23 protein-coding genes are annotated in these 26,406 nt (G+C 55.9%); 9 read left to right on the forward strand and 14 right to left on the reverse strand.

Features of this window, described 5'->3' with window-relative positions:
- Positions 1-152: 152 nt before the first annotated feature.
- The gene (locus VF639_RS03915; protein ID WP_331144575.1) at positions 153-950 is read right to left on the reverse strand and encodes a hypothetical protein; all 798 of its coding nucleotides are present in this window, start codon (positions 948-950) and stop codon (positions 153-155) included.
- Positions 951-1,283: 333 nt separating this feature from the next.
- Between VF639_RS03915 and VF639_RS03920 the strand changes: the two genes are divergently transcribed.
- Positions 1,284-2,465, forward strand: coding sequence for a THUMP domain-containing class I SAM-dependent RNA methyltransferase (locus tag VF639_RS03920; RefSeq protein ID WP_331144576.1), 1,182 nt, complete (start codon positions 1,284-1,286; stop codon positions 2,463-2,465).
- Here VF639_RS03920 and VF639_RS03925 read toward each other — a convergent pair whose 3' ends face one another.
- Positions 2,466-2,984: a hypothetical protein gene (locus VF639_RS03925; protein WP_331144577.1), complete on the reverse strand. Its 519-nt coding sequence runs from the start codon at positions 2,982-2,984 to the stop codon at positions 2,466-2,468.
- A 390-nt stretch (positions 2,985-3,374) separates the two neighbouring features.
- On the opposite strand from VF639_RS03925, the gene VF639_RS03930 reads away from it, so the two are divergent.
- Entirely contained in the window at positions 3,375-4,757 is a 1,383-nt protein-coding gene (locus tag VF639_RS03930; protein WP_331144578.1) for a DEAD/DEAH box helicase, read from the forward strand.
- Positions 4,758-4,800: 43 nt separating this feature from the next.
- Here the strand turns inward: VF639_RS03930 and VF639_RS03935 are convergent, their stop codons facing one another.
- From VF639_RS03935 to VF639_RS03985, 11 genes are all read right to left on the reverse strand, one after another.
- Entirely contained in the window at positions 4,801-5,241 is a 441-nt protein-coding gene (locus VF639_RS03935; RefSeq protein ID WP_331144579.1) for a DUF7684 family protein, read from the reverse strand.
- 282 nt (positions 5,242-5,523) lie between these two features.
- Positions 5,524-5,949 carry a biotin/lipoyl attachment domain-containing protein gene (locus VF639_RS03940; protein WP_331144580.1) on the reverse strand — a complete coding sequence of 142 codons (426 nt, stop codon included), beginning with the start codon at positions 5,947-5,949 and terminating at the stop codon, positions 5,524-5,526.
- A gap of 36 nt (positions 5,950-5,985) precedes the next feature.
- On the reverse strand, positions 5,986-6,138 hold the full coding sequence (locus VF639_RS03945; RefSeq protein ID WP_331144581.1) for a hypothetical protein: 153 nt from the start codon (positions 6,136-6,138) through the stop codon (positions 5,986-5,988).
- Between the two features lie 268 nt (positions 6,139-6,406).
- On the reverse strand, positions 6,407-7,093 hold the full coding sequence (locus VF639_RS03950) for a TetR/AcrR family transcriptional regulator (protein WP_331144582.1): 687 nt from the start codon (positions 7,091-7,093) through the stop codon (positions 6,407-6,409).
- Between the two features lie 191 nt (positions 7,094-7,284).
- Positions 7,285-8,619 carry a TolC family protein gene (locus VF639_RS03955; protein WP_331144583.1) on the reverse strand — a complete coding sequence of 445 codons (1,335 nt, stop codon included), beginning with the start codon at positions 8,617-8,619 and terminating at the stop codon, positions 7,285-7,287.
- A 239-nt stretch (positions 8,620-8,858) separates the two neighbouring features.
- A complete protein-coding gene (locus VF639_RS03960; RefSeq protein WP_331144584.1) occupies positions 8,859-12,026 on the reverse strand; it encodes an efflux RND transporter permease subunit in 3,168 nt (1,055 codons plus the stop codon).
- A gap of 97 nt (positions 12,027-12,123) precedes the next feature.
- On the reverse strand, positions 12,124-13,176 hold the full coding sequence (locus VF639_RS03965) for an efflux RND transporter periplasmic adaptor subunit (protein ID WP_331144585.1): 1,053 nt from the start codon (positions 13,174-13,176) through the stop codon (positions 12,124-12,126).
- 139 nt (positions 13,177-13,315) lie between these two features.
- Positions 13,316-13,939 (reverse strand): TetR/AcrR family transcriptional regulator, encoded by a 624-nt coding sequence (locus VF639_RS03970; protein WP_331144586.1) that lies wholly within the window; start codon positions 13,937-13,939, stop codon positions 13,316-13,318.
- Positions 13,940-14,425: 486 nt separating this feature from the next.
- Positions 14,426-15,466: an LLM class flavin-dependent oxidoreductase gene (locus VF639_RS03975; RefSeq protein ID WP_331144587.1), complete on the reverse strand. Its 1,041-nt coding sequence runs from the start codon at positions 15,464-15,466 to the stop codon at positions 14,426-14,428.
- A gap of 198 nt (positions 15,467-15,664) precedes the next feature.
- Entirely contained in the window at positions 15,665-16,183 is a 519-nt protein-coding gene (locus VF639_RS03980; protein ID WP_331144588.1) for a gluconokinase, read from the reverse strand.
- Between the two features lie 506 nt (positions 16,184-16,689).
- A complete protein-coding gene (locus VF639_RS03985; RefSeq protein WP_331144589.1) occupies positions 16,690-18,006 on the reverse strand; it encodes a gluconate:H+ symporter in 1,317 nt (438 codons plus the stop codon).
- Between the two features lie 313 nt (positions 18,007-18,319).
- Between VF639_RS03985 and VF639_RS03990 the strand changes: the two genes are divergently transcribed.
- Positions 18,320-19,261 (forward strand): sugar phosphate isomerase/epimerase family protein, encoded by a 942-nt coding sequence (locus tag VF639_RS03990; protein ID WP_331144590.1) that lies wholly within the window; start codon positions 18,320-18,322, stop codon positions 19,259-19,261.
- Positions 19,262-19,537: 276 nt separating this feature from the next.
- Here the strand turns inward: VF639_RS03990 and VF639_RS03995 are convergent, their stop codons facing one another.
- Entirely contained in the window at positions 19,538-21,049 is a 1,512-nt protein-coding gene (locus VF639_RS03995) for a TolB family protein (protein ID WP_331144591.1), read from the reverse strand.
- A 183-nt stretch (positions 21,050-21,232) separates the two neighbouring features.
- On the opposite strand from VF639_RS03995, the gene VF639_RS04000 reads away from it, so the two are divergent.
- The 6 genes from VF639_RS04000 (at position 21,233) to VF639_RS04025 (ending at position 26,293) form a co-directional block, all read left to right on the forward strand.
- Positions 21,233-21,583 carry a low molecular weight protein tyrosine phosphatase family protein gene (locus VF639_RS04000; protein ID WP_331144592.1) on the forward strand — a complete coding sequence of 117 codons (351 nt, stop codon included), beginning with the start codon at positions 21,233-21,235 and terminating at the stop codon, positions 21,581-21,583.
- Positions 21,584-21,771: 188 nt separating this feature from the next.
- Positions 21,772-22,713 carry a zinc-dependent peptidase gene (locus tag VF639_RS04005; RefSeq protein ID WP_331144593.1) on the forward strand — a complete coding sequence of 314 codons (942 nt, stop codon included), beginning with the start codon at positions 21,772-21,774 and terminating at the stop codon, positions 22,711-22,713.
- Positions 22,714-22,752: 39 nt separating this feature from the next.
- The gene (locus VF639_RS04010) at positions 22,753-22,986 is read left to right on the forward strand and encodes a DUF2281 domain-containing protein (protein WP_331144594.1); all 234 of its coding nucleotides are present in this window, start codon (positions 22,753-22,755) and stop codon (positions 22,984-22,986) included.
- Positions 22,986-23,378 (forward strand): type II toxin-antitoxin system VapC family toxin, encoded by a 393-nt coding sequence (locus VF639_RS04015; protein WP_331144595.1) that lies wholly within the window; start codon positions 22,986-22,988, stop codon positions 23,376-23,378. The genes VF639_RS04010 and VF639_RS04015 overlap by 1 nt, the downstream gene beginning before the upstream one ends.
- A gap of 10 nt (positions 23,379-23,388) precedes the next feature.
- Positions 23,389-25,245 (forward strand): M2 family metallopeptidase, encoded by a 1,857-nt coding sequence (locus tag VF639_RS04020; protein WP_331144596.1) that lies wholly within the window; start codon positions 23,389-23,391, stop codon positions 25,243-25,245.
- Positions 25,246-25,435: 190 nt separating this feature from the next.
- Positions 25,436-26,293, forward strand: a complete 858-nt coding sequence (locus tag VF639_RS04025) for an alpha/beta hydrolase (RefSeq protein ID WP_331144597.1) — start codon at positions 25,436-25,438, stop codon at positions 26,291-26,293.
- The last annotated feature ends 113 nt before the right edge of the window (positions 26,294-26,406 follow it).

Consider the following 26,406-nt stretch of genomic DNA (forward strand, 5'->3'; position numbering starts at 1 on the left):
AGCAGTGAGGAAGGAATAAAGCTCGAATTGTCTGCGGAAGCTGCGCGTGGTTACTATAAACCAGGTTCGTACTTCACACAGTAGGTTTGAATACTTTGTGAAGTATATGCTTTGCGAAATTTAGTTATGTATTTTATGTCAGCACTATGATCTTAATTCCAAGCTAATTGAATTAAGCTGTCAAGCTTAAAAAGAGGCCTTGGGTGATTTGCTTTACTTCTGTAGCTAATAGATGGTTCGTTGAACTCACAATAATTTATTTTTCCTGTGAATATGTTAGAGTAGTAAAATTTACCTTTGCCTAGTACTTTATATCGTAATCTTGTTGTGTAATTTCCTTTGTTTGGAATTCTAGCTATGAACGAACTGGTTGAGCCTGGTTCAATATTCTTATGGTAGTAGCTATTTCCACATCCACTAAGCTGCCAATACTGTATGGGTTGCCACTGATCATTCTTGTTCACTGCTTGCAAAACACAAATATAGCTCCCGTCTTGTATCTGAAGGGTTACAATGTTTTTTGAATTATTAATTATACAGACTTCGTATTTTCCTTTCTTATCTAAAATGCCAGTATAATATGCTCGTTCAGAAGTGCTTAAGTAGTTTAGATTTTTGATCTTTTGATCAGTAGTTAACTTTGTCCAATTGTTCAACGATGTTGCGTCTGTTTTGCCCGCTACTAATGATAGCCGTTTGAGCAAATACTCTTCTCCATTAGAAATAAAATTATCTGCTTTTGAATTTGTATCCGCGACTATAGAGAAGTCATTTGTTGATTTATATTTACTTGCTATTCGACTATTTATTCCATATTGATAATTCGCAGATGTCATCTGTCCGTTTGAGCAGTCATCATTGTGCCTAACATGTTTATTAGTATCAGATTTACGCGTATTAGATCCTGTAAGTAGAATTTCAAGGATAATTAGGATTAATAAGTATTTCATAATAAGTGGAATGTACTCTTGCGTTTTCGTTATGGACTATGTATGTAAGATACAGATTTAGGCATAATATATAATGCATCAAGTAGTGATTATAGCGGTTTCGTAAACGGTGTATCTGTTGCGGTAGAGACGCATCGTTCGTTGCGTCTCTACAGGCGGGACACCGTGCACGAAACGGCTACAATACGACTATTAGCCACAGTAAGATATACGTTTACCGTCACAGGTGGAAAACGAGGTCCTTGATCAGCGCGACTGTTGAGGTTGGAAGCTGCTTGTGCATAGCCCGCCAACATTTCCGACCTTTGCGGCTTCACTTCACTACTGCACCGCATGGCTTCATCTCGCCGCTCCGCCCCGTTTTATATGACGGCCACCACCCAATTTGGCCTCGAAGAAGTGCTGGCCGAAGAGTTGCATCAGCTCGGGGCCACCATCGACAAGGTGGGGCAGCGGGCCGTGGAATTCAGCGGCGACCTGCAGCTCTGCTACGAAGCCAACCTCTGGTGCCGCACTGCCATCCGCATCCTGCGGCCCTTCGCCGGCTTCTACGCCCCCGACGAGAAAACGCTCTACCGCGAAACCGGCCGCATTAATTGGGCGGACTACATCCGGCCCGACCAGACGTTTGCCATTACGGCCGTTGTGAACCGTTCCAACCTGGAGCATTCGCTTTTCGTGGCCCAGCTCACCAAGGATGCCATTGTCGACCAGTTCCGGAACCGCACCGGCGAGCGGCCCAGCGTGGACGTGAAGAACCCCGATATCCGGCTGCACCTGCACATGATCGAGAACGAGGTGGTGCTGAGCCTCGATTCCAGTGGTGACTCGTTGCACCGGCGCGGCTACCGTCAGCAAACCAACGTGGCCCCGCTCAACGAAATCCTGGCCGCCGGCATCCTGCTGCTCGCCGATTGGGACGGCCGCAAAACCCTTGTTGACCCCATGTGCGGGTCGGGCACCATTCTTACCGAAGCGGCCCTTATTGCCCAGCGCATCGCGCCCGGCCTCTACCACCAAGGCAAATTCAGCTTTGAAAACTGGCCGGATTTCGACCAGGCCCTGTGGGACTCCGTGCGCCTCGACGCCGAGCAGGCCCGCCTCGACGAGCCCCAGGCCCTTATCGTCGGCTCCGATATTTCCGCCGAGTACATTGACCTGGCCCGCGAAAACGTGTCGGCGGCCGGCTTGGAAGATTTTGTGCGCCTCGCGGTGCGCGACGTGAAAGATGCTACCGCCCCGAAAGGCGAACCCGGCCTGGTCATGATGAACCCGCCCTACGGTGAGCGGATTGGGGAAGAAACGGAGATGGACGCGCTCTACAAAACCATCGGCGACACGCTCAAATCCGGCTTTCCGGGCTACGACGCCTACATCTTCACTGGCAACCTGGAAGCCGCCAAGCGCGTGGGCCTGAAAGCTTCGCGCCGGATTCCGCTGTTCAACGGGCCTATCGATTGCCGCTTGCTGAAGTATGAGTTGTACCAGGGCAGCCGGCGACCTAAGTCGGCGTAGCTAGTAAAGCGTGCCTTCGCAATTGTCCGGGCATTTGTCATCAGTTTCGCCGACAGTACATTCCTGGCGAATCAATGAGTTTGTGCCATGCTTGGTCTTTTGATCTAATAATTTTCCATTAGGTTTTCTTTTAACACCTATCACAATAAGACGTGGCTTATAGGGAGAGCTTTTGTTAACATAGCCGGGGTAAATACGAAGGCCAATACAACTATCTTGGCTTAAGATATCAGAAATGATTTTTCTATCAATGAAGTAAACTTTGGGATAGTCTTCGGTCCCTTTTGGTGAATTGGGAAAATGAACACGGGCATAGTTGTCGGTAAGCCCCTTTATACTATCCTTGGTGTTGGAATTTGTGTGGCCCGTGCCGCCGGGGTAGTCGGGTCCGGTGCTAGCATTACTAGCTCCCTGTGCCACCGCGGTCGTTGTGGTAGTTGGGCTGGAACTGCAATACATCAGCAGCAGATTTAGGGTAAGCAGTACCAGAACACTTAGTTTGAAGGGAGGTGTTTTCATGTTGTTGAGGTGATAAAAGAAGATACAGGCATCGTTGCTACAAGCTCAATGGTAGAGGAGCAGGGGTGAATATAAATAAATATATATTTATTATCAATTATAGCGGTTTCGTGAACGGTTCATCTGTTGCTATAGAGCGTCTCGTTGTTGAACAAGCTTTGGGTAGCCGCTTGTAGAGACGCAACGATGCGTCTCTACAAGCGGCTACCCTGTTCACGAAACTGCTGTAATATTGATTGTGCACAAGTCTGCACTTGACGATGGACCGGGGCTTGCTTTCCGATTCTGCTAAGCGACGGGCACGGTGCCCAACAACTCATCGGACTTTTGCACGCCAGGCTAGTCACTAAGGCGGTTCGGCGTACCTTTGCAGGCTAATCCCTTTGCCTCATGCCGTCTTTCGCTGACCTTGGCCTTGCGCCCGCCCTTCTACAAGCTCTGGAGGAACTCCAGTTTACTACGCCCACGCCCGTGCAGGAGCAAGTGTTGCCCCTCACGCTCGATGGGCAGGACGTGGCCGGCCAAGCACCTACTGGTTCCGGTAAAACCGCCGCCTATGGTCTTGCCCTGCTGCAACAAGTGGACGTGAAGAACGACGCCGTGCAGATGATTGTGCTGGTACCCGCTCGCGAGCTAGCCCTGCAAGTGCGCGACGCCCTCAAGAAAATGGGCAAATACCTGCCCAACCTGCGGGTGGCGGCCTTCTATGGCGGCCACGCCTTCCGCGAAGAAACCGCCTCGCTCAAACAAGCTCCGCACGTGGTGGTAGCCACGCCCGGCCGTCTGCTCGACCACTTCGAGCGGCGCACCATCATCCCGAACCAACTGAAAACCCTGGTGCTCGATGAGGCCGATAAGCTGTTGGAACTAGGCTTTCAGGACGAGCTGGTGGAGATAGTGAAGCGCCTGCCGCGCCGCCGCCAAACCTTGCTGTTCTCGGCCACCATGTCGGATAAGGTACTGGAGCTGATTCGGAAGAACCTGACCCGCCCGCGCGTTATCAACCTTGGGCAGGACGAAGACCGGCTGCCTGAAAACCTGAAGCTGATCGGCCACGTCGGTCCGGTTGAGCTGAAGCCGGCGGCGCTGCTGCACCTGCTGCGCCAGCCCGAAACCGGCCGCGCCCTGATCTTCTGCAACACCCGCGAAAAGTGCGTCGAGCTGGCCCGTTTCCTGCAGGGCCGCGAAGTAGCGGCCGAGGTGCTGCACGGCAAAATGCCCCAACCCGAGCGCGACAAAGCCCTGCTCAAGCTCCGCAACGGTTCCAGCCAAGTGCTGGTTGCTACCGACGTAGCCGCCCGCGGCCTCGACGTAACCCTGCTCGACACCGTGGTGCAGTACGACGCCCCCGACAAAGCCGACAGCTTCCAGCACCGGGCCGGCCGCACCGCCCGCGCCGGCGCCGAGGGTACCGCGCATCTGTTGGCCACGCCCAAAGAGCAAGACCACGTGCAGAAGTGGCCCGTAGCCGCCGGCATCCAGTGGCGCGACATGAAAGCGCCCAAGCTGCCGCCCGCCGCCCCCAAAGCCCCCAAGCCCGAGAACGTAACGCTGCACGTAACCGCCGGCAAGAAAGACAAAGTCAGTGCCCACGACCTGGTCGGGGCCTTCGTTAACGTGGGCGGCGTCACGCGCGAGCAGGTCGGCCACATCGAGGTGTTCGACTACTACAGCTACGTGGCCGTGCCGCGCCAAATGGCGCCCGAGGTGGTGCAACGACTGCTCGGGGCCAAGGTGAAAGGCAAGAAAGTGCGCGTGTCGTTGGTGGAGTAGAAGCAAGCCGCTAGGCCTCTTATTATACATAATCAGCCTTAATTCAAGCTTCGTCCTGCGCTTGAGTTAAGGCTGATTCTATTCTGGCCTGGTCTATTCCATTGGTCATGTCCAGCACAACAACATTCTTTATGTCAACAGCGTCGTGGCGCGCTGCATAAATGGCAAAAGAGAAGCCCTCGTTGAAGTCTTCGTGCCAGCTGGTAAAAACGAAGTGCTTAGGTAGATGGGGTTGAGTCTCTTCTACTTGTCGGTAAATGATTTCCTCATCCATTAAATCATGAACAAATTCACACTGGCTTCCCACGGTGCAAAGCCAACAAATATTTTTAAGCAAAAGCTTAGGCAGTACTTCGTCTAAATACCTTCTTGGAATATTATCGACAACCAAAATGCATAACCAGTCTTGATCAGGTATCTCCTTAAGCCAAGGCTTTTCAGTTGAGTACTTTGTAATAGTGATTTTTCGATTGTTGAGGAGCATCTGTATCCAAAGGTAGTAGCCCCTAATTTATCTTGTTCAAGTTAGGGTGTAGCCGCATAGTGACAGAAGGTTTGTAGAAGTAAGGGATAGTTATGAGTGCGCGCCGCGTAGCAGTGCAAGGATGGTAAGCGTCTCTTGCACTGTTACGCGGCGCGCTGTTAAGCTTAAAGTCGATTTCTATAACCTTTCAGCTACGCCTCGATTTGAGTCAGTTAACTCTCTTTCATGAGACAACACCATCGACTTTGCTACTGTATGATCCTAATCAGCTTGGTTGGGAGGTTATTTCGGCTTAGGCGCCGGCTTATCACTGCGCAAACGGGCCAGCACGGTTTGGGGGCGGTGAAAGTCTCCGCTTTTCAAGTTGGTTTCGGCAATGATGCCGTCGGTGGGAGCTACCACGAAGGCAACGGTATATTGAGAGGAACCCGCAACTTCCTCGCTCACTTTGGCAACCAGCTGGCCGGCCTGCACGCGCTGCCCCGGTACCACAAATAGCTGAATGAGGTGCCCCTTAACCCCCACCAAAATAGGGCGCAGCGAATCCGTTAACGCCGCTGATACTGGTGGAAGTAGAGGTTGTGAAATAGTGGATGACGTTGAAGAAATGGGGGAGGGACTATCCTCGGAAGTTGACCGGGTGTCGGTCAACGAAAGCATGGCAATACCAATTGTCAGGGAGTTGAGTACTCCGCTCTTGAAAGTCATGAGGCAAGTGAAAAATCAAAAAGAGGGTGCGCTTGTTTAAGCGGCTTTGTGGTGGCTCCTCCCAGACTGCCGGGCGGCCACGCAGTACACGAAGTCACCGATGGTGTGCAGGGGAACTTCGTCGGGAATGATGAGGTGGAAGCGGCGCTCCAGCTCCAGAATCCAGAATAATGTCGACCACGTCGACAAGGTCAAAATCTAACTCGCGTAGAGTAGCCGTGAAATGCAGGCGCTGGAGCTTGACGTGCTTGCGCTTGCTGATGATGCGCCGCACTTTTTGGGTTATGCCAACGGGTGCGTTAAGGAGGTAAGGTTGGGAGAGCATAGCAAAAATAGAAGATGGGAAAGCTGGCGTAACCCCTCCTGCAGGGGTAGACGCGGTAGCTCGTGGTTTGCTTTAAAAGCGACAAACAAATAGCCTGCTTCGGCAGGATAAGCAGCAGATTGAGGCGGCTTGCTAATAGAGCGCTGAAGTGGGTTCAGAAGGTATTTCTTGCAGCCGGCGTACAAGCGAGGCGCCGGCGGGCGTCATGATACCTATCATAAAGTGCGTTAGCAGGGTTTGCTGCACTTCCAGGGGCTCCAGTTCCCAAGTAGATTGCGGCGGGTAAGCCCCTTGACCGATGCTCATTTCCAGCAGCCACAGCCGGCTCAGCAGCTCCACATTCAAATTGGGGTGGTAAAGCCCCTGCAGTATGCCCCACCGCAGGTTGTTGCGGATGTGGTTGCACAAGAACGTGCTGCAGTGATCTTGCCACAGCTCCCAACCCTCCGGAAAATACAGCTTCAACTCCTGGAAAACCTGCTGGTGCATATGCCCTTGCTCTTCCTGCAGCCAGGCGTAGAGCGTGAGCAACTCTTCCACGGCCGTATGGCTGTAGGTACTTTGCTTGTTAAGCTCCTCCCGGAAATAGTCGGTGTAGGCGTTCATCATGGCGCATACCAGCGCGGTTTTGCTGGCAAACCATTTGTACAGGGTCTTCTTCGACATGCCCAAGTAAGTGGCCAGATCGGCCATAGTTACCGCTAGCAGGCCGCGGTGCATAAACAAGGCCAGTGCTGCCGCCAGAATGCGCTGACGCGGGTGGAGTGGTGACGGAAGAGCTACGGAGGAAGTTTCCGGAACGGACAGGAGCTGATTCATGAGACTCTGATTTACAAGTGAATCGTAGAGCAAGTGGAGGTATGAGTAAGCTTTCCAAAAACGTCGGGTTTGACGGGGCAGCCGCAAAAGCGAGTTCTACATGGGCAATGTGTCCTAATTATATTATCAGTATATAAATGTACGTACAATTAATGTATACACATTGTATGGCATACGGGCCTTTTGAATACCTAGTCGCGCTGGCCGGTGGCGAGCTTGTAGGCGGTCTGGCTGACCTGGAAAGCGGTGTAGGCTTCGGCGCGCTCGTCGGCAGCTTCTTGGCGTTGGGCTTGAGCTTCGAGCAGGTCGTTGAGGGTGGAGAGGCCGTTTTTGTAGGTGTCTTGATTGACGATCAGGTTCTCGTTGGTTTGGGCCACGGCCTCGTCGGTTACCTGCACGCGCTTGTAGGCGGCTTGCAGGTTGAGCCAGCGCTGCTGAATCTGGAGCTCCAGCAGCTCGGTGCTGTTGCGCGCGTTGCTTTGCGTGATTTTTTCGCGTACCTGCCGTTGGGCCGCGCTGTGTTTGGCCTCGAAGCGGCCGGAAATCGGAATCGAGACGGTGCCGAAAAACAGGCCGTTGCCGCTGGCATCGGTGTCGCCGACCTTGCTGCTGTAGGCGCTGGCGCCCACGGCCACTTGGGGCAGGTACTGGCCCTGTGCCCGGCGCGTTTGCAGCTTCTCGGCTTCGGTGTTGCGCTGGAGCAGCTGGTACTCGGGGCGGGTTTTTACGGCTTCGGTGGGCTCTTTGTACAGGCTTTGGGGGCTTTGCGCGGTCAGGTTGGTGTCGGTAACCGTGAAGTTGGCGTCGTAGGGCACGCCCATGTACTGGCACAAGTCGCGGACGGCCAGCTGCCGGGCGTTGTTTAGCTCCACCTCACTTAAGGCGAGCTGGTTGAGCTGGCGCTGCACTTTGGTTACGTCGTTGTGCACCACCAAGCCCGATTTGTAGTTGTCGTTTACTTGCTTGAAAATGCCTTTGAGCAGCTTCTCATTGGCGGCCAGGGTGCGCAGCTTCTCGTTGAGGGCCACAATCTGGTAGTACTTCTGCTCGGTAGTCAGCGTTACCTCGTCCTGCGCCTGCGTGAGCTGGTCTTTGGTAACTTCCACTTGCAAGGCCGCCAGCTTGTTGCCGGTCCGGATCTGGCCGCCAGCGTACAGGGGCTGCGTGGCCGTCACGGCGGCCGTGGCGAAGGTGTTGATGCCCGAGTAGGTGAAGCTCGGTACCACGGCCTCGCCGCCGGCCCCGCCTTCCACCGCCAGGTTCATGGGTGGTGTGGTGATGGAAACCAAGTCGTTGGGCGAATACACGCCGGCGGCTATGGCACTCACGCTAGGGTAGTTGGCTACCCGAATTTTCTTCTGCTGCGCTTCGGCGCCCTGAATTTCCAGGGTGCTGGTGCGCACCTTCACGTTGTTCTGAAGCGCCAGCTGCTTGCTTTCTACCAGGGAGTAGGCCGTTGATTGGGCCAGGGTCGCGCCGCTCCAAAGCGGGAGCAGCGCCGCAAACACTACATACGATTTTTTCATAAGTAAAAACAGAGTGGGCCTTGGCCTGTCCAACTAGGTTGGTTATAAAACGGAACCTACCGAGGCAGTTGGCTCGAGTACTATTGTGCTTCAACTACTTATGAAGGATGCTTTGGCAAGCGGACGCCAAATGAAGCATAGCAGCCATTGGGTTCTAGAGCGGTTCTCCGGGTGGTGTCCGGGTGGTGGGATTGGGGTGGGGCGATGGTACACCACCCGGAGACTTGCTCCTGGCAGGCCTAGTGGCCGGCCGCTACTGGCGTGGCGTGGTGCGGGTGGTCGTGCTCTTCTTCTTCCTCGTATTCTTGCTCGGCTTTTACCTTAGGGTCGTCTTCGCCGCGGAAAAACAGCCAGTACAGCACCGGCAGCACGAACAGCGTGAGAATCATCGAGAAGATGAGGCCGAAACAAATCACCGTGCCGAGGGGGCCCCACAGCGGCGAGCGGCTGATAATCATGGGCACTACGCCAATGGCGGCCGCGGCTGAGGTGAGGAAGATGGGGCGCATCCGGCGCTTGCCCGCCGCTACGGCCGCTTCCCACACGTTCATGTCATGGTCGCGGCGCAGCTCCTGCGCGTAGTCAATCAGAATGATGCCGTTGCGAACTACGATGCCGCACAAGCTCAACAACCCCATAAAGGCGGTGAAGCCAAACGAGTAGTGCATCAATTTCAGCCCCATGGCTGCTCCAAACAAACTTAGCGGCATGGTCAGCATAATCAGGCCCGCCGTTTTGGCGCGGCGGAACTGGAGCAGCAGAATGAAGAAGATGCCGACTATGGATATCCCGAGCGAGGCAGCCATCGGAACCTGATTTTCCAGGCTGTTCTGGTGTTCCCCGCCGTAGTCGAGGCGCGTGACACCCTCGGGCAAAGCCAGCTTATCGAACTTCGGCATCAGGTCTTTAAGCAAGGCGCTCGGCACCAGGCCGCGCTCGATATCGACGCGCACGGTGAGCGTACGCTTGCCGTTGCGGCGCACAATCTGGTTTTCTTCCCAAGCGGGCAGCAAATCCGCCACCTGGCGCAGCGGCACCGTAGCCCGCGTTTGAGGGGAGGTGATGTAAGTGTTGGCCAAGTCGTCGTAGCTGTTGCGCTGGCTTTTCTCGCTTTGCAGCTTCACGGCCACCGGGTAGTCGCCCTCCCACACCGTAGTGGTGGGCACGCCGCTCGTTACGGCCATGGCCATGGCCTGCGACACGTCGCTTTGCGAGAAGCCTAAGCGGTTGGCCTCGTCTTGCTTGAGGCGCACGCGCACGCCCTGGCGGGGCTCCTCGTAATCAGTTCGCACCCAACTCACGCCTTTAGTTTGGTGCAGGATTTGGGCTATCTGGTCGGCCACGCGGTGCATGGCGGGGATGCTGTCACCAATAACGCGCACCTCAATCGGGGCCGAGGCGTCGAGCATGTCGAGTTGCTTGAAGCGCACGTAGGCATTGGGAAAATGGTTGCGGTACTTGAACTCGAACCTATCGAGCAACACCTCCGTGGCCTCGTTGGAGGCGGTGTTTACGATGAGCTGCGCGTAGTTTTTGGAAGGCGGCTTGGGGGCGTAGGTGGTGTGGAAGCGTGGCGAGCCAGCACCCGTAAATTCGGTGATGCCCTCCACGAGCTTGTCTTTCCGCAGCACGGCCGTCACTTGCCGCACCACGCTGTCGGTCTGGCTCAGGTTATTGCCGGCCGGCAAGTAAATTTCCACCGCGAACTGGTTGCGTTCCTGCTTGGAAAACAGCTCCTGCGGCAGCGCCCCGGCAAACAGCACCCCCGCCACAATGGCCGCCACCCCCGCCAGCACCGTCAGCACGGGCCGGCGGAAGGCGCCGTCCAGCACGTAGTCGTAGCCGGTTTGCACGTAGTCCAGCAACGATTTTTTCTGCTTGCCTTCACCCGCGGGCTGGTGCAGACCTTTCTTGATGAACACGAAGTTTAGGTAGGGCACCAGCAGCAAGGCCACGAACATCGACGCGCCAAGGGCAATGGCAATGGTAGTCGGGAAGTCGCCGAGGAAGTCTTTGGCCGTGCCCGTCAGGAAGTGCGGCAGCGGGTAGAAAGCCATCACAATGGCCAGCGTAGCCACAGCCACCGGCAACGACAATTCCGTGGCGCTTTTCCAGGCTGCGTGCCAGGGCGTGTCGCCGTGGTCGAGCTTTTCCACGTGGTTGTCAATCACCACAATGGCATTGTCGACCACCATGCCGAGCACGATAATCAGGGCCGCCAGCGTCACCGTATTCAGCTCGATGCCCACGAAGTACATGACAGCCAAGGTGATGAGCACCGTGACGGGAATAGTAAAGCCCGCCACGGCCGCCACCCGGAAGGGCAGCAGAATCATGGTCACCAGAATTACGGCCGCAATGGCCAGCCCAAATTCGTGCAGGAAGTTGACGATGGAGGCATTCACGACCTTGGGCTGATCCACGATTTTGCGGACGGTCACGTCGGCCGGAAACGTCTTGGTAACCTGCGCCAGCACCTCGTCCACTTGGTCGCCGAAAGCCACGATGTTGAAGCCGGGCGTCATTTCCAGCGTCACAATCAGGGCGCGGGTGCCGTTGTTGCGGATGTAAGAGGTCGGGTCGGCGTACTCGCGGCGCAGCGTGGCCACGTCCTGGAGGCGTGCCACGTTGTTTTGCTGGTCGTTGTACACGATTTGCTCGGCCAAATCATTCTCGGTGTGGTAGCGCGTGCCGAGGTGCACGGGCAGCAGAAAGTGGCTGTCTTCCAGCTCGCCGGCGTAGGTGGTGGCGCCTTCAGCCTGCAAGGCCTGCACGAGCAGGCCGGGCTTGATGCCGTAGGCGGCCAGCTTCTTGGCATCCACTTCCACCGAGATCTGCTCTTGCCGCAAGCCCGTGTGGCTGATTTTGGAAAGCCACGGCAACCGCCGCAACGACGATTCCAGCTGCTTGAGGTACACCGTTTCCAGCTCCTTGTAGGTTTTGTCCTTCGACTCGATGCTCAACAGCAAGGCGGCCGTCGACCCGAAATCAGTGTTGGTCAGCAGGGTGGTTTGCGTCGGCAGATTCAGCTTCTGCTCGGTCAGCCCAAGGCGCACCTTCGACCAGAACACGTCCGTGGCCGTCACGTTCTCGTTCAGCTCGACGTACACAATGGTCTGGCCTTCCTTGGACTGCGAGTAGGTCTTGGACTTGTTTACTTCCGCGAAGCTGAACAGGTAATCCTCGATCTTGGTGGCCAGCTGCTCTTCCACTTCCTCCGACGAGGCGCCGGGCAAAATGCCAATCACCAGGCCCTGCCGCACGGTGAATTCTGGGAACTCCTTGCGCGGCATGTTCATCAGGGCGTAGATGCCAAACACATTCAGCAGCACGACCAGAATAATTACAATCTGCCGATGCTTCATCGCCAGCTGGATAAAGTTCGTCTTCTTTTCTTTCTCTTTCATGGCGAGGAGTTTGTTGGCTGATGGTCGTTTGAATGTTTCAGCATGACGTGCTGAGGTATCTCTGACAGCTAACAGCCATCAGCTAACAACCAGGACATTAGCGTACCACCGTGATGGCCGCCCCGTCGGAGAGGCGTTGGTAACCGGAGACGATGAGCTGGTCTTGCGGCGTGAGGCCCGCCGTGATGGTGATGCCGTTGCGGTTGAGGGCGCCGGTGCTCACCTGCCGCCGCGCGGCCTTGTTGCCATCGGTGGTCACGTACACAAAGCTGCGGCCGCTCTCGTCCACGCGCAGCGCTTGGTTGGGCACTACTAGGCTGGCTTGACTGATGGTGCCAGCCGTGCGCAGGTTCACGGTGGTGACCATGCCCGGCAGCAGGCCGTGGCTGGTGCGGGGCAGGGCCACCTTCACGGTGTAGGTGCGCGCCATCGGGTCGGCTATCACCCCAATTTCATCGACTTTGCCCTTCAGGGCTTCCGCGTCGCGGGACCGTACGGTCACCTGTGCCGGCTGGCCGAGCTTCACCCCGCTGATTTCCCCCTCGGGTACGGCTACTTTCACGTACACTTCGCGCATATCCAGCAATTGCAGCACCGGCGAGCCTGGCGCGGCTACCTGGCCGGGCTCCACCATGCGCTGGCCTATTACGCCGTCGTGCGGGGCTACCAGCCGGGTGTCGTTCACCGAAACCCCGGCGGCGTGCACGGCCGAATTGGCTTGGGCCAGGTTCTCGCGGGCTTCCACCAGCCGCACTTCCGGCAAGCTGCCGTTTTCCACCACCGGCTTCAGGCGGTTGTACATGTCCTGCGCCTGCCGCTGCCGGGCCTTCGCCGACTGGTAGTTGTCGTCGATGGCATCGAGGTCGACGACGGCCAGCAGCTGGCCTTTGCGCACTCGTTGGCCCTGCTCCACCAGCACCCGTCGCACCGTGCCCGATACCGAGAAGCTAAGCATAGTCGAGGTTTTGGCTTCCACCGTGCCACTGTATTCAATCTGCTCGGCATTTGGCAAGCCGTTGATGGGCCGGACCTGCACGCGCACCGGCTCCACGGTTATTTTCTGCGCCGCCTCGTTTTGCTGGCAGCTGCTCAGGGTAGCGGCCGGCAGCGCCAGCACCAGACACAGGGAGAGGGAAAGGTGATTTTTCATGAGCAAGGTGTCGGTCCAGTAGACCATAATGGTTTTTCAGTCGAAAATCAGGCAACTGTGGTTGACTACAAACCTGAATTGATATTGTTTAAGACTAATAGACTAAAATTGTTTACTGGTCGAAAAAAGAGCAAAAAAATTAGTGCCTGAGTCCGTGAATCAACGAGCGGGTCAGGATATTGACTGCCGGCTCCATCATCTCGAAGTTGTTGTTGAGGATCATTTCCTGCTCCATGCCGTGCAAGCCACTGAGCATAACGAATACCAGCGAATCAACATCTTTCGGGCTCAGCTTGCCCAATTCTCCTGTCTCGATGCCATAGTCGAGGATGTCTTTGAGCAGGGTGTTTTCGCGCTGGAGGTAGCGCTGCCGCATGGAATGGCTGAACTCGGCCTGGTTGATTATTTCCTTGCAAACAATGCCGTAAAGAGCTAGTTTCTTGCGCAGGGCCCGCAGCTTGGTCAGCGAGAAGGTGCTTAGCTTCTCTTCCGCGGTAGTAGCTTTTTCCACTTCTTTGGTCATTTCGTCCATGACCTCGCCAATCTCACGATCCATCACGGCCGTGAAGATTTCCTCTTTGCTTTTGTAATAGTAATAGAGCGTGCTTTTGCCCTTCCCAATTGCCTTGGCCACGTCCTCCAGGGTCACCTTTGCCAGGCCGTGCTGCTGAAACAGGCGCTGCGCCGCCTGCATCACGCTTTCACGGATGGCATCCTCCTTGGTTTGAGGGCTGGTTGGAATAGATAAGGTAGTCCGGCTCATAAGTGAATCAAAGATAGGAGCTTTTTCGACTAAAAAGCAATTCCAGTCGAAATTTATTATTTGCCTTGTATTTGAAGCAAGTTATACTCCCAACACTACCCTTCTTCAGCCGCGTTTTCACCATCAAATCCTACCAATGAGCTAGTTGAAAAATGGCTTAGAACACTTGCCTTCAATAAGGTGTGAGGTTGATAAACCGCACACTAGTTTGCTCAAGTTTGACGGTAGCCGAGGTTGGCCATACCTCGTAGTAGCGGCCCGATTCAACCTAAAGGCCTGGACTTTCAACTAAAGTGACCAAACCCCGCCGCTTCTACTACCGACTTTAATTGTGAGAACCGCGAGCTTGGCTCTCTGTTGGCACTCATGACGTGACTGGTTGGGTGCACGTTGTTGCCGACGGCAAGGCAGCCTGTGCAAGCTGCCTTGTTCCATATAGCTGAAGGCCAGTAATTTTGTGGGGGATACAGCTAGCAAACCAGTCGGCTAGACGGCTTGGGTATGTACTCCGGACCCTTGCAGCAAAGGTGCTACGCGGGTGCCAAGCAGTTCGATGGCGTGCAGAAGCTTGGTGTGGGGCAAGGTGGCAACGTCCATCTGGAAGGTTACCCGTGAAATTCCACCGAGTGCCTCGCTGTGCCGAAGAATCTTGGCGGCCACTTCTTCCGGGCTACCGACCAGCAGTGCCCCAAGCGGACCGGCCTGGGCATCAAACTGAGGCCGGGTGACGGGCATACCGCCCCGTTCCCGGGCCCGCGCCGAGAAGGTGCGCGCGTACCCCGGAAAGAAGCCCTCAACAGCCTCCTGCGTGGTTCCGGCTACGTAGCCCAACGAGTGCAAGCCCACTTGCAACTGCTCGGGGGCGTGGCCGGCCCGGCGGCCCGCTTCACGGTATAAATCAACCAGCGGCCGGAAGCGGTGGGTGTCGCCGCCAATAACGGCCACCATCAGCGGCAAGCCGAGCGTACCGGCCCGCACAAAGGATTGGGGCGTGCCGCCCACGCCCAACCAAACCGGCAGCACGGGCTGTGCAGGCCGGGGGTAAATACCTTCGCCGTGCAGGGCTGGCCGGAACTTGCCCGACCAGTGCACGCGCTCCTGCCCCCGAATAGCAAGCAGCAAATCAAGCTTTTCGGCAAATAAGGCGTCGTAGTCGTCCAGGTCAAAGCCAAACAGCGGGAAGGCCTCAATAGATGAGCCCCGTCCTACTACTAGTTCGGCGCGTCCCTGCGAAATCAAATCCAGGGTGGCAAACTGCTGGAAGATACGGACCGGGTCGGCGGCGCTAAGCACGGTTACGGCGCTGGTCAGGCGGATGCGTTTGGTGCGAGCTGCCGCGGCGGCCAGAATGACGGCCGTGGCCGAGTCGAGGTATTCGGGGCGGTGGTGCTCCCCGATGCCGAACACGTCGAGCCCCACCTGGTCGGCGTGTTCAATCCGGTCGAGCAGCTGGCCCATGGCCTCGGCGCCGGTCAGGCTGCCATTGGTGAGAAGGTGCGAGGCGAAACTATCAATGCCGAGTTCCATAGTGAAGTTGTTGAAGAAGCTTTAGAAGAAGAATATCACCAGACCGCCGGCAGCAGCTTGCTGACAGGCACGCAGCCTGGCGCATTCATCGACAAATATAACAATGTATATACATTTAATGTATATACATTGTTAAACTCTTTTCGTGGCTCAATGACTAGCAACTTTGCCTTGGTTAGGCTATTCGTGAAGAGCCGCTTAGGGTTGGGAACTGGTGCTGCTGGGAGCGTAGGCGGCCACTATTTCCGCTACTATCTGTTCCGGCCGCTGCCCTTCCAAGGGAATTCGAAGGCCGTAGGTTGGCTTTTCCAAGGTTTCCAGCTGAGAGTCGAGCATGGTGACCCCCATGTAGTGGTTTTTCCGCTTCAGAAGGCGGCTGCGTAACAGCTCCCGCGAACCATCTAGAAACACCCACCGCAGGGGAAGTTGGGCACCGCCTTGCAGGGTCTGGCGGTACGCTTCTTTCAGGGCCGAACAAGCCAGTACGGCCCCGCCGGCCTTTTCCCATTTGCCGATACCCGTCGCCAAGTCGGCGAGCCAGCCTTGCCGGTCGGCGTCGGTGAGTGGGGTGCCGCTGGCCATCTTGGCGATGTTGGCCGCGGAGTGAAAATCGTCGGCATCATAGAAGGGCAGGCCCAACTTCTCGGCTAGCTGCCGGCCTATCGTGGTCTTGCCACTAGCCGATACGCCCATCACGATATACACATTATTGGTCATAACCTGTCGTCTTCAAGAGTTGCTGGCCGTTTCTCAAACTCCACTGTGGAGTAACGAAGCGTGAGTTAGCAGCCTTTGTTTGGAATGTTGATTGACGCTGCTAAGGCGCCTGTCGAAGAGTTGATTTTCAGACTAGCCACGTCGGAAGTTAATTGAGGGCCGACACAGCAGCGCCTAATACCGGGTAACTGTAGTAATCTAATCATGAACCAAGACATCGTAGGCTGTAGCGCCCTGCGCTTTGCGGCTCGTGGCACAGCTGGTACGGATGACGGTAACAACGCTCACGTTCAACGATACGCGAAGCACAGGCTTCGCGCTACAGTTGCGCTACCCCAACCTGGGGGTAATGCACTATGAGGCTATCCGAATAGGTACTGTCATTCCGACGCAGGAGGAATCTGAGTTAAAGACTTTACAACGGCTTGACTCAGATTCCTCCTGCGTCGGAAGGACAAACACTTTGCCTATTCGGATAGCCTCTAAGCAGCCTTGCTTGCCAAGAGCTATAAAACCGCGTTCAGCGCGAAAACTCCCACCAGGCCGATAAGCGAGACCAGGGTTTCCATCACCGTCCAGGTGGCCAGCGTTTGGGGAATGGTGAGGTTGAAATACTCTTTGAAGATCCAGAAACCGGGGTCATTGACGTGCGAGCATACCAGGCTGCCGGCGCCGACGGCTAGCACCATCAGTTCGGGTTTCACGGCGGTGGTAGCTAGCAGGGGCAGTACCATGCCGCCGGCCGTGAGCGAAGCCACCGTGGAAGAGCCCAAGCAGATACGCAGAATGGCAGCAATGGCCCACCCCATAAACAGCGGCGACAAATGCAGATCGGTAAACAACGTGGTGATGTAGGTGCTCACGCCGCTGTCTACCATGATCTGCTTGAGCGCCCCGCCACCGCCGATAATCAACAGTATCATGGCAATGCCGGCAATGGAAGTCGAAAACAAGTCCATGACCTGCTTTATGCTTTTACCGCGATTGAGGCCAAGCGTGACCATAGCCACTAGCACCGAAATCAGCAAAGCCAGGCTAGGGTCACTAATGAACTCTATTACTTGCCGGGTTTTGGAAGTGGCCGGCAAGGCCAGCGTCGCTATTGCCCCGAGCGTCATGAGCAAGATAGGGGTGAGGACCGTTAGCAAGCTGATGCCGAAGCCGGGCATTTCTTCTTCGGTGAAATGCTTGGGCATGGCAATGGTGGTGGGCGCCGAAGGGTTGTAGCGCTTCAGCGAGCGGGAAAAGATGGGCCCGGCAATAATGACGGCGGGCACGGCAATGGCCAAGCCGTAGAGCAGCGTCAAGGAAAAATCGGCTTTAAACAGCGCCGCAATAGCCGTAGGGCCGGGGTGAGGCGGCAGGTAGCCGTGCGTCACGGAAAGTGCCGCCACCAGGGGCATTCCCACGTAGAGCAGCGGCAGGCGGGTGGAGGCCGCAATAGAGAAAACCAGCGGCACCAGCAACACAAAGCCCGCCATGTAGTACATCGGCAACCCAACCACGAAGCCCGTCAGCAAAACTGCCCACTGAATGTGCTTGATGCCAAAAGTTTCGATGAGCTGGTAGGTGATGCGCTGAAGTGCCCCGCTTTCAATAAGCAAACTGCCGAGCATGGCTCCAAAGCCGATAATCATCACCACCGACCCGAGAATGCCGCCCATGCCATTCTGAATGGAAGTCAGTACCTGTTTCGCCGGCATGCCTTCCGCCAGCCCTAGGCCGATAGCCACGATAATCAACGATAGGAAGGCGTTGAGCTTGAAACCGATGGTGAGAATCAGCAGCAGAATAACCGCCACCACGACGAGGAGTAAAGGCATAAATTGAAAGAGCAAGGAACCGATGAACGCCTGCCAGCAACCAGAGGCTGGACAATAGCGGCGGTTAATGTCCAATAAAATTTGCACTATTACTTCATAAAATAGCCTGCCATGCTTTTGCAAGCTGGTACCAGGGCCGATAGTACGGGCTAAGATATTCCAGCGGCTTCCTAAGCTGCGTCGGTACAGGGTCTTGTCTAGCGACCTAATTTTTATCTAGCTTGCTTGTGCTTGCAACTCTGGTTTCCATGCGCTTGTCCGTGAAGGCAAATCCTGTTGTTGATTCATCCCCACCCACCTATACTTTCCTCGCATGCTTACTTCTCGTCGTAGTTTCCTAAAAAACGCGGTGGCCTTCACGGCTGCGGCCAGTGTCTCCCCGTATTTACTCGCCGAAAGCGCGGCGGCAAAACCATTCTTTGAAATCTCGCTGGCCGAATGGTCGCTCCACAAGTCGTTGTTTGCCAACAAAATCAGCAATCTTGATTTTCCGGTGATTGCCAAAAAGCAGTACGGTATCAGCGTGGTGGAGTACGTCAACCAGTTTTTCAAAGACAAGGCCGAAGACAAGAAGTATCTGAGCGACTTGCTGCTGCGCTGCCGCGACAACGGCGTCAAGAATCACTTGATTATGATTGACGGCGAAGGCGAGCTAGGCTCCCTGAATGAACAGGATAGAATGAAGGCCGTTGAAAGCCACTACAAGTGGGTGGACGCTGCCCACTACCTCGGCTGCCAAACCGTGCGCGTAAATGCGTTTGGCAAAGGCCCGGCCGCCGACGTGCAACAAGCTGCCGCCGCTGGCCTCAATAAGTTGGGCGAGTACGCGCAAAAAGCCGGCTTGAATGTGATAGTGGAAAACCACGGCAGCTACAGCTCCAACGGCGAGTGGCTGCTGGCTACCATCAAGAAAGTGAATCGCAGCAACGTGGGCATCTTGCCGGACTTCGGCAACTTCTGCATCCGCCGCGACACCGGCGACTTGTACCAGGGCAAGTGCATCGAAGAGTACGATAAGTACAAAGCCGTGCAAGAGTGGATGCCAGTGTCGAAAGGTGTCAGCGCCAAAACCTTCGATTTCGATGCTACTGGCAATTGCGTCGAAACCGACTACAACAAGATGTTCCAGATTATCAAGAACTCCGGTTTCAAAGGCTACGTGGGCATCGAGTACGAAGGCGAGACGTTAGGCGAAGAAGAAGGTATCAAGAAAACCAAAGCCCTGTTGGAGCGCGTTGCCAAAACCTTGGGGTAAGCGCGGCATACAAAACCGACAGGAACGTCCTGCTTGATCTGGCGTCCGCAGGTGGCGCCTCAAGCCAGGGTGCGCAGCCGAAGTTGAAGCATCGCGCGTGCTGAGGTTGCCAAACTAACCGTCCTGCAGAGGCGTAGCCGAAGTATCTCGCTCGAATCGTTGCTGTAAAAGGAATTTACTACACTAGCGAGATGCTTCGGCTACGCCTCTGCAGGACGTCCTTAAAGGGTTCAGGTGTTATTCAAAAGGCGCGGAATGTCGGAATGGCAACGGGCTTTACTCGCCGACGGTGGTGCTGTTGCTGATAAAGGCGATACGCTTGCTATCTGGCGACCAGGAAGGCGTGTTCATGGTGCCCTGGCCGCCGTACACGTAGGCAATAACCTTGGGCTGGCCGCCGGCTACGGGCAGCAGGCGCAGATACACGTGCTTGTAAAACGGATGGTCGTTGGCCGGTACTTCGTCTTTCAGAAACGAGACAAACGCAATCCACTTCCCGTCGGGCGATACGTGCGGAAACCAGTCCTGGAAGTCGCCATTGGTAACGGCTTGTTGCTCACTGCCATCGGCGCGCATCCGCCAGATTTGCATGGTGCCCGTGCGGTTGGAGTTGAAGTAGATGTACTTGCCATCGGGCGAGTATTCGGCGCCATCGTCGAGGCCGGTGGCGCTGGTCAAACGCACTTCCTTGCCGCCGGTGGCCGGGACCCGGTAGATGTCAAACTCATTGTTGCGCTGCCCGGTAAACAACAGGCTTTTGGCATCCGGCGACCAGCCGTGCAGGTAGGAGGGACCCTTGGGCGTAATTTGCTTGGGCTTGCCGCCGCTGGTGGGCACCGTGTACACAATAGAGCCGCCGAGCTTTTCGACCCCGCTACTCAAGCCTAGCTTGGTGCCGTCGAAGGACAGCACGTGGTCGTTGTTGTTATTTTTTACGTCGCCGGTGGCAATAGCGGTGGGCTGGTTCGAGGCGAGGTTGAAGTTGTACATCAGCCCGTCGCTGTTGTAAATCAGGCTTTTGCCGTCCGGAATCCAGTTGGGGGCCTGCAACGATTTGGGGGAAGTATAGCGAACTTCGCGGGTGCCGGTGGCAATGTCGAGCAGCTCGATGCTGCTGCCCAAGTATTCGCGGTACTGCACCAGCCCTTCGTGCGCCGGCACCACCACCCGCACATCCCGGAAAACGCTGGTTTCCAGAACGTCGGCATTATGAGAGCAGACTGCTAAGCCGACATATACTTCGTCGCCTAAATCAACTTCGGTTACTTGCTGCGTTTCGAAAGGCTGCCCGAATTGCGCCACGCGCATGGTGTAGGTTTTGCCTTTCCGTTCCAGCTGCACGATGTTGGCGTGGGTGCCGGTAGCGCGTGTTTCTTCGGTGGCGGCCCCGGCGGTGCGGCGGTATTGCAGAGAAGTCAGCCCGTCGTCGTGCTCGATGGCACTGACGTGGGGTGCATTGCCTTGCAGGCTCTGGCGCACCATCCAGCCCATTTTGCGGTGCGGATCTACGCCGCTAGCCCCCACGAACTCGGCCCGGGTGTAAAGCAGAAAGTCGCCTTTCATTTTCTTGTAGACATACCGAAACTCGTCTTTGTCCAACCAGATATTGGCGCCCGCGCCCGCTATTACATATTGCTGCGTGGCAGGCAAGTAAGTGGCCGAACCAACTTTCACGACCGTCCCCACGTCCTGAGTGCCCTCGAACACGCCTATTTTCTGCTGGCTGTAGCACGGCCGGCATACTAGGGCAAACAGTAAAAACAGGGTGGTTTGAAGGTGGGTTTTCATGCTGAAAAGAGCGTTGATTTCATGGTGCTGAAAGCAGTTCAGCACCGGATGGGATATGAGTAGCAAGTAAAGAACTTTTGCTACTGATAAGCCTGGAAGTACTGCAAAAGATTATGGGCATTGTGCAGGAACAGAAACGACTGATTGGCTAGTAGCTTTGGACTGCACATAAGCACGACATCCTTGCCAACTGTACCCGCCGACGCGTCTCAACTTCTCTTTGTTTGCAGCCAAAACCGCTGGCGCAGCCTCACCGCCGAGCGACTCTTCGACGACCACCCGTACTACGCTGCCCGCTCCGCCGGCACCGAGCCGGGGGCCCGAGTGCGCGTAACGGCCGGGCATGTGGGGTGGGCCGATGTGATATTCGTGATGGAGCGCAAGCACGCCGACATTCTGCAGGTTAAATTCAAGGAAGAGCTGGCGGGCAAACCCGTCATCAACCTGCGCATTCCCGACAAATTCCAGTTCCTCGATGCCGTGCTCCAAGACCTGCTGCGGGAGCGGCTGGTCGAGCACTTACAAGAACTGTAACGCGAAGCTCTTGCTTTGCTTGCATTTGTTGAAGTAACGCGGAAGCCACAGGAAATCTGTTCCGCGACGAGCAACGCGAGTATCCGGTACTGCGCCATAAGTGCTTACGCGTAGGAACTCGCTGTGCTTGTCGCGGAACAGATTTCCGCGCTACTTCAACCAAACGGGCAATTAGCCGTTTAGGAGCCATGCAATACTGGTTTTTTGCCGCTTTCGTCGCGGTTGTTGTCTTTCTATTCTACCGCTATGTTACCCGCGAATCGCGCAAAAAAGCGGCTGCGCTAGCTGAAGACTTTCCCGCTGCCTGGCGCCAGATCCTGAACGAACGGGTGGCGTTTTACTTGTCGTTGACTGTCAACGATAAGGAGCGCTTCGAAAAGAAGATTCAGGTTTTTCTGGCGCAGACGCTTATCACGGGCGTGCAGACCGAGATAGATGATGTAACGCGCGTACTGGTGGCCGCTTCTGCCGTTATTCCCGTGTTTGGTTTTCCTGATTGGGAGTACGGCAATCTGAGTGAGGTGCTGGTAGTGCCCGATGCCTGGAAAGAGCAGCAGGACCCCAACAAAGAAACGGCGCCGCTGGCCGGCACGCTGTTGGGCAGCGTCCGCAACTTCCAGACTTCGCGCTACATGCACCTCTCCAAAGCCTCGTTGGAACAAGGTTTCCGCGATGCGCTAGACAAGCAGAACGTCGGCATTCACGAGTTTGCGCACCTGCTTGACGCCGCCGATGGCACCATCGACGGGGTGCCTTCCGCCACGTTGCCGCCGGACCTACACGCACCGTGGGCCGAGGTAATGGCGCGCGAAATCCAAGCCATCCGGGCCGGTAACTCGGAAATCAACGACTACGCCGCCACCAACGAAGCCGAGTTCTTCGCCGTCGTGACCGAGTATTTCTTCGAGAAGCCCGAGAAGCTGCAGGAGCATCACCCCGAACTATACGAATTGCTATTGCGCGCTTTCCGTCAGAACCCGAAGAAACGTTTCCAGCGCTTCGCTGTCGACCCCCGTGAGTGGCTGAAGACCCTACGGAGCCGTCGTAAATTCGGCCGCAACGACCCTTGCCCGTGTGGCAGCGGCAAGAAGTACAAGGATTGCCACTTGTTGCAGCAGCAGGCGGCGTAGGTGAACCCGGAATAGGGTGAAAACCGTTACTTTGCCGTCATGAATACATCAGCTCTGCACAAAGCAATTGATGAGTTGCCGCCGCCATTGCAGGATATGGTGGCTGTATATGTTGCTGGCTTACAGCAGCAACAGCAGGTTCGGATAAGCGCAGCAAGCTTGTCGAGGGCTGAAATCCAAGCGAATCGACAAGCAGGCTTGGGAGAGCTACAAGGCAACGTATGGATGGCGGACGATTTCAACGCGCCATTAGCTGATTTCGCAGAATACTAATGCCACGTCTGTTGCTGGACACGCAGATCCTGATCTGGTACCAAACCAACCATCCTCAGCTTTCGGAGAGTGCCCGGCTCTTGCTGCTGAATGCAGACTATGAGTTGCTGATTAGCGCCGCAAGTTGGTGGGAAATGGCTATTAAAATCAGCTCAGGTAAGCTGACCATTGATTTGCCGACTAGTATGGCTGCTGCTACCCGGCGGGGAATCGAAACGCTGCCATTGCGCCCGCAGCATTTTCTTCAGGTGGCCTCGCTGCCTTATCCGGACTTGAATCACCGTGACCCATTCGACCGGCTTATTGTTGCTCAGGCATTGGTAGAAGACATTCCGGTATTGACCGCCGACGATAAATTCGACTTGTATGTCGGTCTTCAACGCCTTACTTAACTAGCTCAATATGCGCCACACTTACTTGGCTACCTTGGGGCTGGCCGCTACGCTAGCCGCCTGCGCGCCCACGGCCAAAACGCCGGCTACTACCACGCCCGGCAAGCCCGAAACCACCGCTTCCACGCCGCCCGCGCCACCCGACTACCGGGCGCAGGCCGAGGAATTTCTGATCAATTACTCCAACGAATACCAGCAACTCTACACGCAGTCGAGTGAGGCAGAGTGGCGCTCCAACACGCACATTGTGGCCGGCGACACCAGCAATTCCGGGGCCACGGCCCGCGCCAACGGCCGGATGGCCGCCTTTACGGGTAGCTCCGAGAACATCCTGACCATCAAAGGGCTGCTGGAACACAAAGCCGACCTCACGGAGCTGCAAATCAAGCAGCTGCAAACCGCCCTTTACAACGCCGCCAACAACCCCCAAACGGTGGCCGCCGTGGTGAAGCGCCGCATTGCCGCCGAGGCCGCTCAAACTGAAAAGCTCTACGGCTTCGACTACAAATACCAAGGCAAGTCCGTTACCACCAACGACCTCGACGAGCTGCTACGCAAGGAAAAAAACGCCGCCAAGCGCCAGCAGGTATGGGAAGCCAGCAAGGCCATTGGCCCCACGCTCAAAGAAGGCTTGCTTAACCTGCGCGACCTGCGCAACCAAACCGTGCAGGCCCTCGGCTACCCCGACTACTTCACCTATCAAGCCTCCGACTACGGCTTGAGCCGGGAGGAAATGATGGCGCTGGTCCGCAAAATCAACGACGAGCTGCGCCCGCTCTACCGCGAACTACACACCTACGCCCGCTACGAGCTAGCCAAGAAATATGGCCAGAAGCAGGTGCCCGACTACCTGCCCGCGCACTGGCTGCCCAACCGTTGGGGCCAAGACTGGAGCGCCATGGTGGAAGTAAAAGGCCTCAACCTCGACCCCGTACTGGCCAATAAAGGCGCGGAGTGGCAGGTACAGCAAGCCGAGCGGTTTTACCAGAGCCTCGGCTTCCCGGCGCTGCCGCCTAGCTTCTACGAGAAAAGCAGCCTCTATCCGCTGCCCAAGGGCGCTACTTACAAAAAGAACAACCACGCCTCGGCCTGGCACATGAACCTCGACCAGGACGTGCGTAGTTTGATGAGCGTGGAAGGCAACACCGAGTGGTACGAAACCACCCACCACGAGCTAGGCCACATCTACTACTACCTCACCTACACCAACCCCGACGTGCCCGTGCTGCTGCGCGGCGGTGCCAACCGCGCCTACCACGAAGCTATGGGTAGCCTCATGGGTTTGGCCGCTACCCAAAAGCCATTTTTAGCTGGCCTCGACTTGGTCGATGCCAAAACTCAAACCGACCAAACCCAAACCCTGCTCAAAGAAGCGCTCAACTACGCCGCCTTCATTCCCTTTGCCTCGGGCGTGATGAGTGAGTGGGAAAACAGCTTCTACGCCGAAAAACTGCCTGCCGACCAGCTCAATGCCAAGTGGTGGGAGCTAGCCAAGAAGTACCAGGGCATCGTGCCACCTACCACGCGCGGCGAGCAGTACCTCGACCCCGCCACCAAAACCCACATCAACGACGACCCCGCGCAGTACTACGACTACGCCCTGTCGTACGTGATTCTGTTCCAGCTTCACGACCACATTGCCAAGAAGATCCTCAAGCAGGACCCGCACGCCACCAACTACTACGGCAGCAAGGAAGTAGGCGCCTTCCTGGCCGACATCATGCGCCCCGGCGCCAGCAAAGACTGGCAAGCGGTGCTCAAAGAGAAAACCGGCGAAGACCTCTCCGCCCGCGCCATGGTGGAGTATTTCCAGCCCCTGATGGCCTACCTGAAGCAGCAGAACAAAGGCCGCAAATACACCATGTAGTTAAAGGCCTAGCCAAACCAAGCACTTGTCAATCCGACATTCTGCGCATTAGGGGGTGGGCAGAATCTGAACGAAATCGTTGAATAACTTTAATCAGATTCGTCCTTTGTCGGAATGACAAGGGAGGAATTGGTTAGAGCTTAGCGTTGAGCGGAGAAATCGGCTTCATCACAAACTTGAAAACAGAAGAATGAGCATCAAGTATAATTCGCTTAAGCAGGTGCTCGTTCTTCTGTTTTTAGTGGTCGGTGCCCCGGTGGGGCTTGTGCAGGCTCAGAGTAAAGATGCCGCCATTGCCATCGGCAACACCTTCACGCTTGAGTCCAAGATATTGGGCGAAACCAGGCGGATCAACGTGTATTATCCGCCAGCTTACATTGAGTCTACCACAGTGCAGCTCCCCGCGCTGTATATGCCTGATGGCGGCGTGGCGGAAGACTTCTTGCACGTAGCAGGGCTCGTGCAGGTGCTGGTAGGCAATGGCACCATGCGCCCATTCATATTAGTCGGCATTGAGAACACCGAACGGCGACGCGACCTGACAGGCCCCACAACCAATGAGGAAGACAAAAAGATTGCGCTACGTGCAGGCGGCTCGGCCGCGTTTCGCCGGTTTATTCGTCAGGAACTGATGCCTCAGATTCGGCAGCGCTACCGCACTACAACCGAAACCGCCATTGTAGGTGAGTCGCTAGCAGGCTTGTTTGTAGTCGAGACATTAATGCAAGAGCCCGACCTGTTCGATACCTACTTGGCCTTCGACCCGAGCCTGTGGTGGAACAATAAGCAGTTAGTAAAACAAGCCAGCAGCTTCTTACAGAGCTATACTGGTAAAGCGAAAACGCTGTACATAGCAACAAGCAGTGAGCCTAGAATTGCCACCGACGGCCGCCAATTCGCCGAGATACTGCAAGCAACTACAAAGCCTGCTATCAGCTGGCATTTCGAGCCGATGCCTGACGAAACACACTCGACAATTTACCACCCAGCCGCTCAGAAAGCATTCCGCTACGTGTTTAAGCCGCCGGTGCAAGGTTCTGCCAAGTAGAAGCGGGGCGCACTGAATGGATAAGTTGAGGGAGGAGTCACAGTTACTTCCTAAAGCAAATAAGCCAGACCGCAGGGCCTGGCTTGTTTGTTTTAGCGCATATGATTTACCGG

The organism is Hymenobacter sp. (genome assembly GCF_036387835.1).
Lineage (GTDB): Bacteria > Bacteroidota > Bacteroidia > Cytophagales > Hymenobacteraceae > Hymenobacter.

Bases quoted from the DNA above. Each gene is read 5' to 3' on its own strand.
- VF639_RS03915 (WP_331144575.1), bottom strand. From the start codon at position 950: ATGAAATACTTATTAATCCTAATTATCCTTGAAATTCTACTTACAGGA.
- VF639_RS03920 (WP_331144576.1), top strand. From the start codon at position 1,284: ATGGCTTCATCTCGCCGCTCCGCCCCGTTTTATATGACGGCCACCACC.
- VF639_RS03925 (WP_331144577.1), bottom strand. From the start codon at position 2,984: ATGAAAACACCTCCCTTCAAACTAAGTGTTCTGGTACTGCTTACCCTA.
- VF639_RS03930 (WP_331144578.1), top strand. From the start codon at position 3,375: ATGCCGTCTTTCGCTGACCTTGGCCTTGCGCCCGCCCTTCTACAAGCT.
- VF639_RS03935 (WP_331144579.1), bottom strand. From the start codon at position 5,241: ATGCTCCTCAACAATCGAAAAATCACTATTACAAAGTACTCAACTGAA.
- VF639_RS03940 (WP_331144580.1), bottom strand. From the start codon at position 5,949: ATGACTTTCAAGAGCGGAGTACTCAACTCCCTGACAATTGGTATTGCC.
- VF639_RS03950 (WP_331144582.1), bottom strand. From the start codon at position 7,093: ATGAATCAGCTCCTGTCCGTTCCGGAAACTTCCTCCGTAGCTCTTCCG.
- VF639_RS03955 (WP_331144583.1), bottom strand. From the start codon at position 8,619: ATGAAAAAATCGTATGTAGTGTTTGCGGCGCTGCTCCCGCTTTGGAGC.
- VF639_RS03960 (WP_331144584.1), bottom strand. From the start codon at position 12,026: ATGAAAGAGAAAGAAAAGAAGACGAACTTTATCCAGCTGGCGATGAAG.
- VF639_RS03965 (WP_331144585.1), bottom strand. From the start codon at position 13,176: ATGAAAAATCACCTTTCCCTCTCCCTGTGTCTGGTGCTGGCGCTGCCG.
- VF639_RS03970 (WP_331144586.1), bottom strand. From the start codon at position 13,939: ATGAGCCGGACTACCTTATCTATTCCAACCAGCCCTCAAACCAAGGAG.
- VF639_RS03975 (WP_331144587.1), bottom strand. From the start codon at position 15,466: ATGGAACTCGGCATTGATAGTTTCGCCTCGCACCTTCTCACCAATGGC.
- VF639_RS03980 (WP_331144588.1), bottom strand. From the start codon at position 16,183: ATGACCAATAATGTGTATATCGTGATGGGCGTATCGGCTAGTGGCAAG.
- VF639_RS03985 (WP_331144589.1), bottom strand. From the start codon at position 18,006: ATGCCTTTACTCCTCGTCGTGGTGGCGGTTATTCTGCTGCTGATTCTC.
- VF639_RS03990 (WP_331144590.1), top strand. From the start codon at position 18,320: ATGCTTACTTCTCGTCGTAGTTTCCTAAAAAACGCGGTGGCCTTCACG.
- VF639_RS03995 (WP_331144591.1), bottom strand. From the start codon at position 21,049: ATGAAAACCCACCTTCAAACCACCCTGTTTTTACTGTTTGCCCTAGTA.
- VF639_RS04005 (WP_331144593.1), top strand. From the start codon at position 21,772: ATGCAATACTGGTTTTTTGCCGCTTTCGTCGCGGTTGTTGTCTTTCTA.
- VF639_RS04010 (WP_331144594.1), top strand. From the start codon at position 22,753: ATGAATACATCAGCTCTGCACAAAGCAATTGATGAGTTGCCGCCGCCA.
- VF639_RS04015 (WP_331144595.1), top strand. From the start codon at position 22,986: ATGCCACGTCTGTTGCTGGACACGCAGATCCTGATCTGGTACCAAACC.
- VF639_RS04020 (WP_331144596.1), top strand. From the start codon at position 23,389: ATGCGCCACACTTACTTGGCTACCTTGGGGCTGGCCGCTACGCTAGCC.
- VF639_RS04025 (WP_331144597.1), top strand. From the start codon at position 25,436: ATGAGCATCAAGTATAATTCGCTTAAGCAGGTGCTCGTTCTTCTGTTT.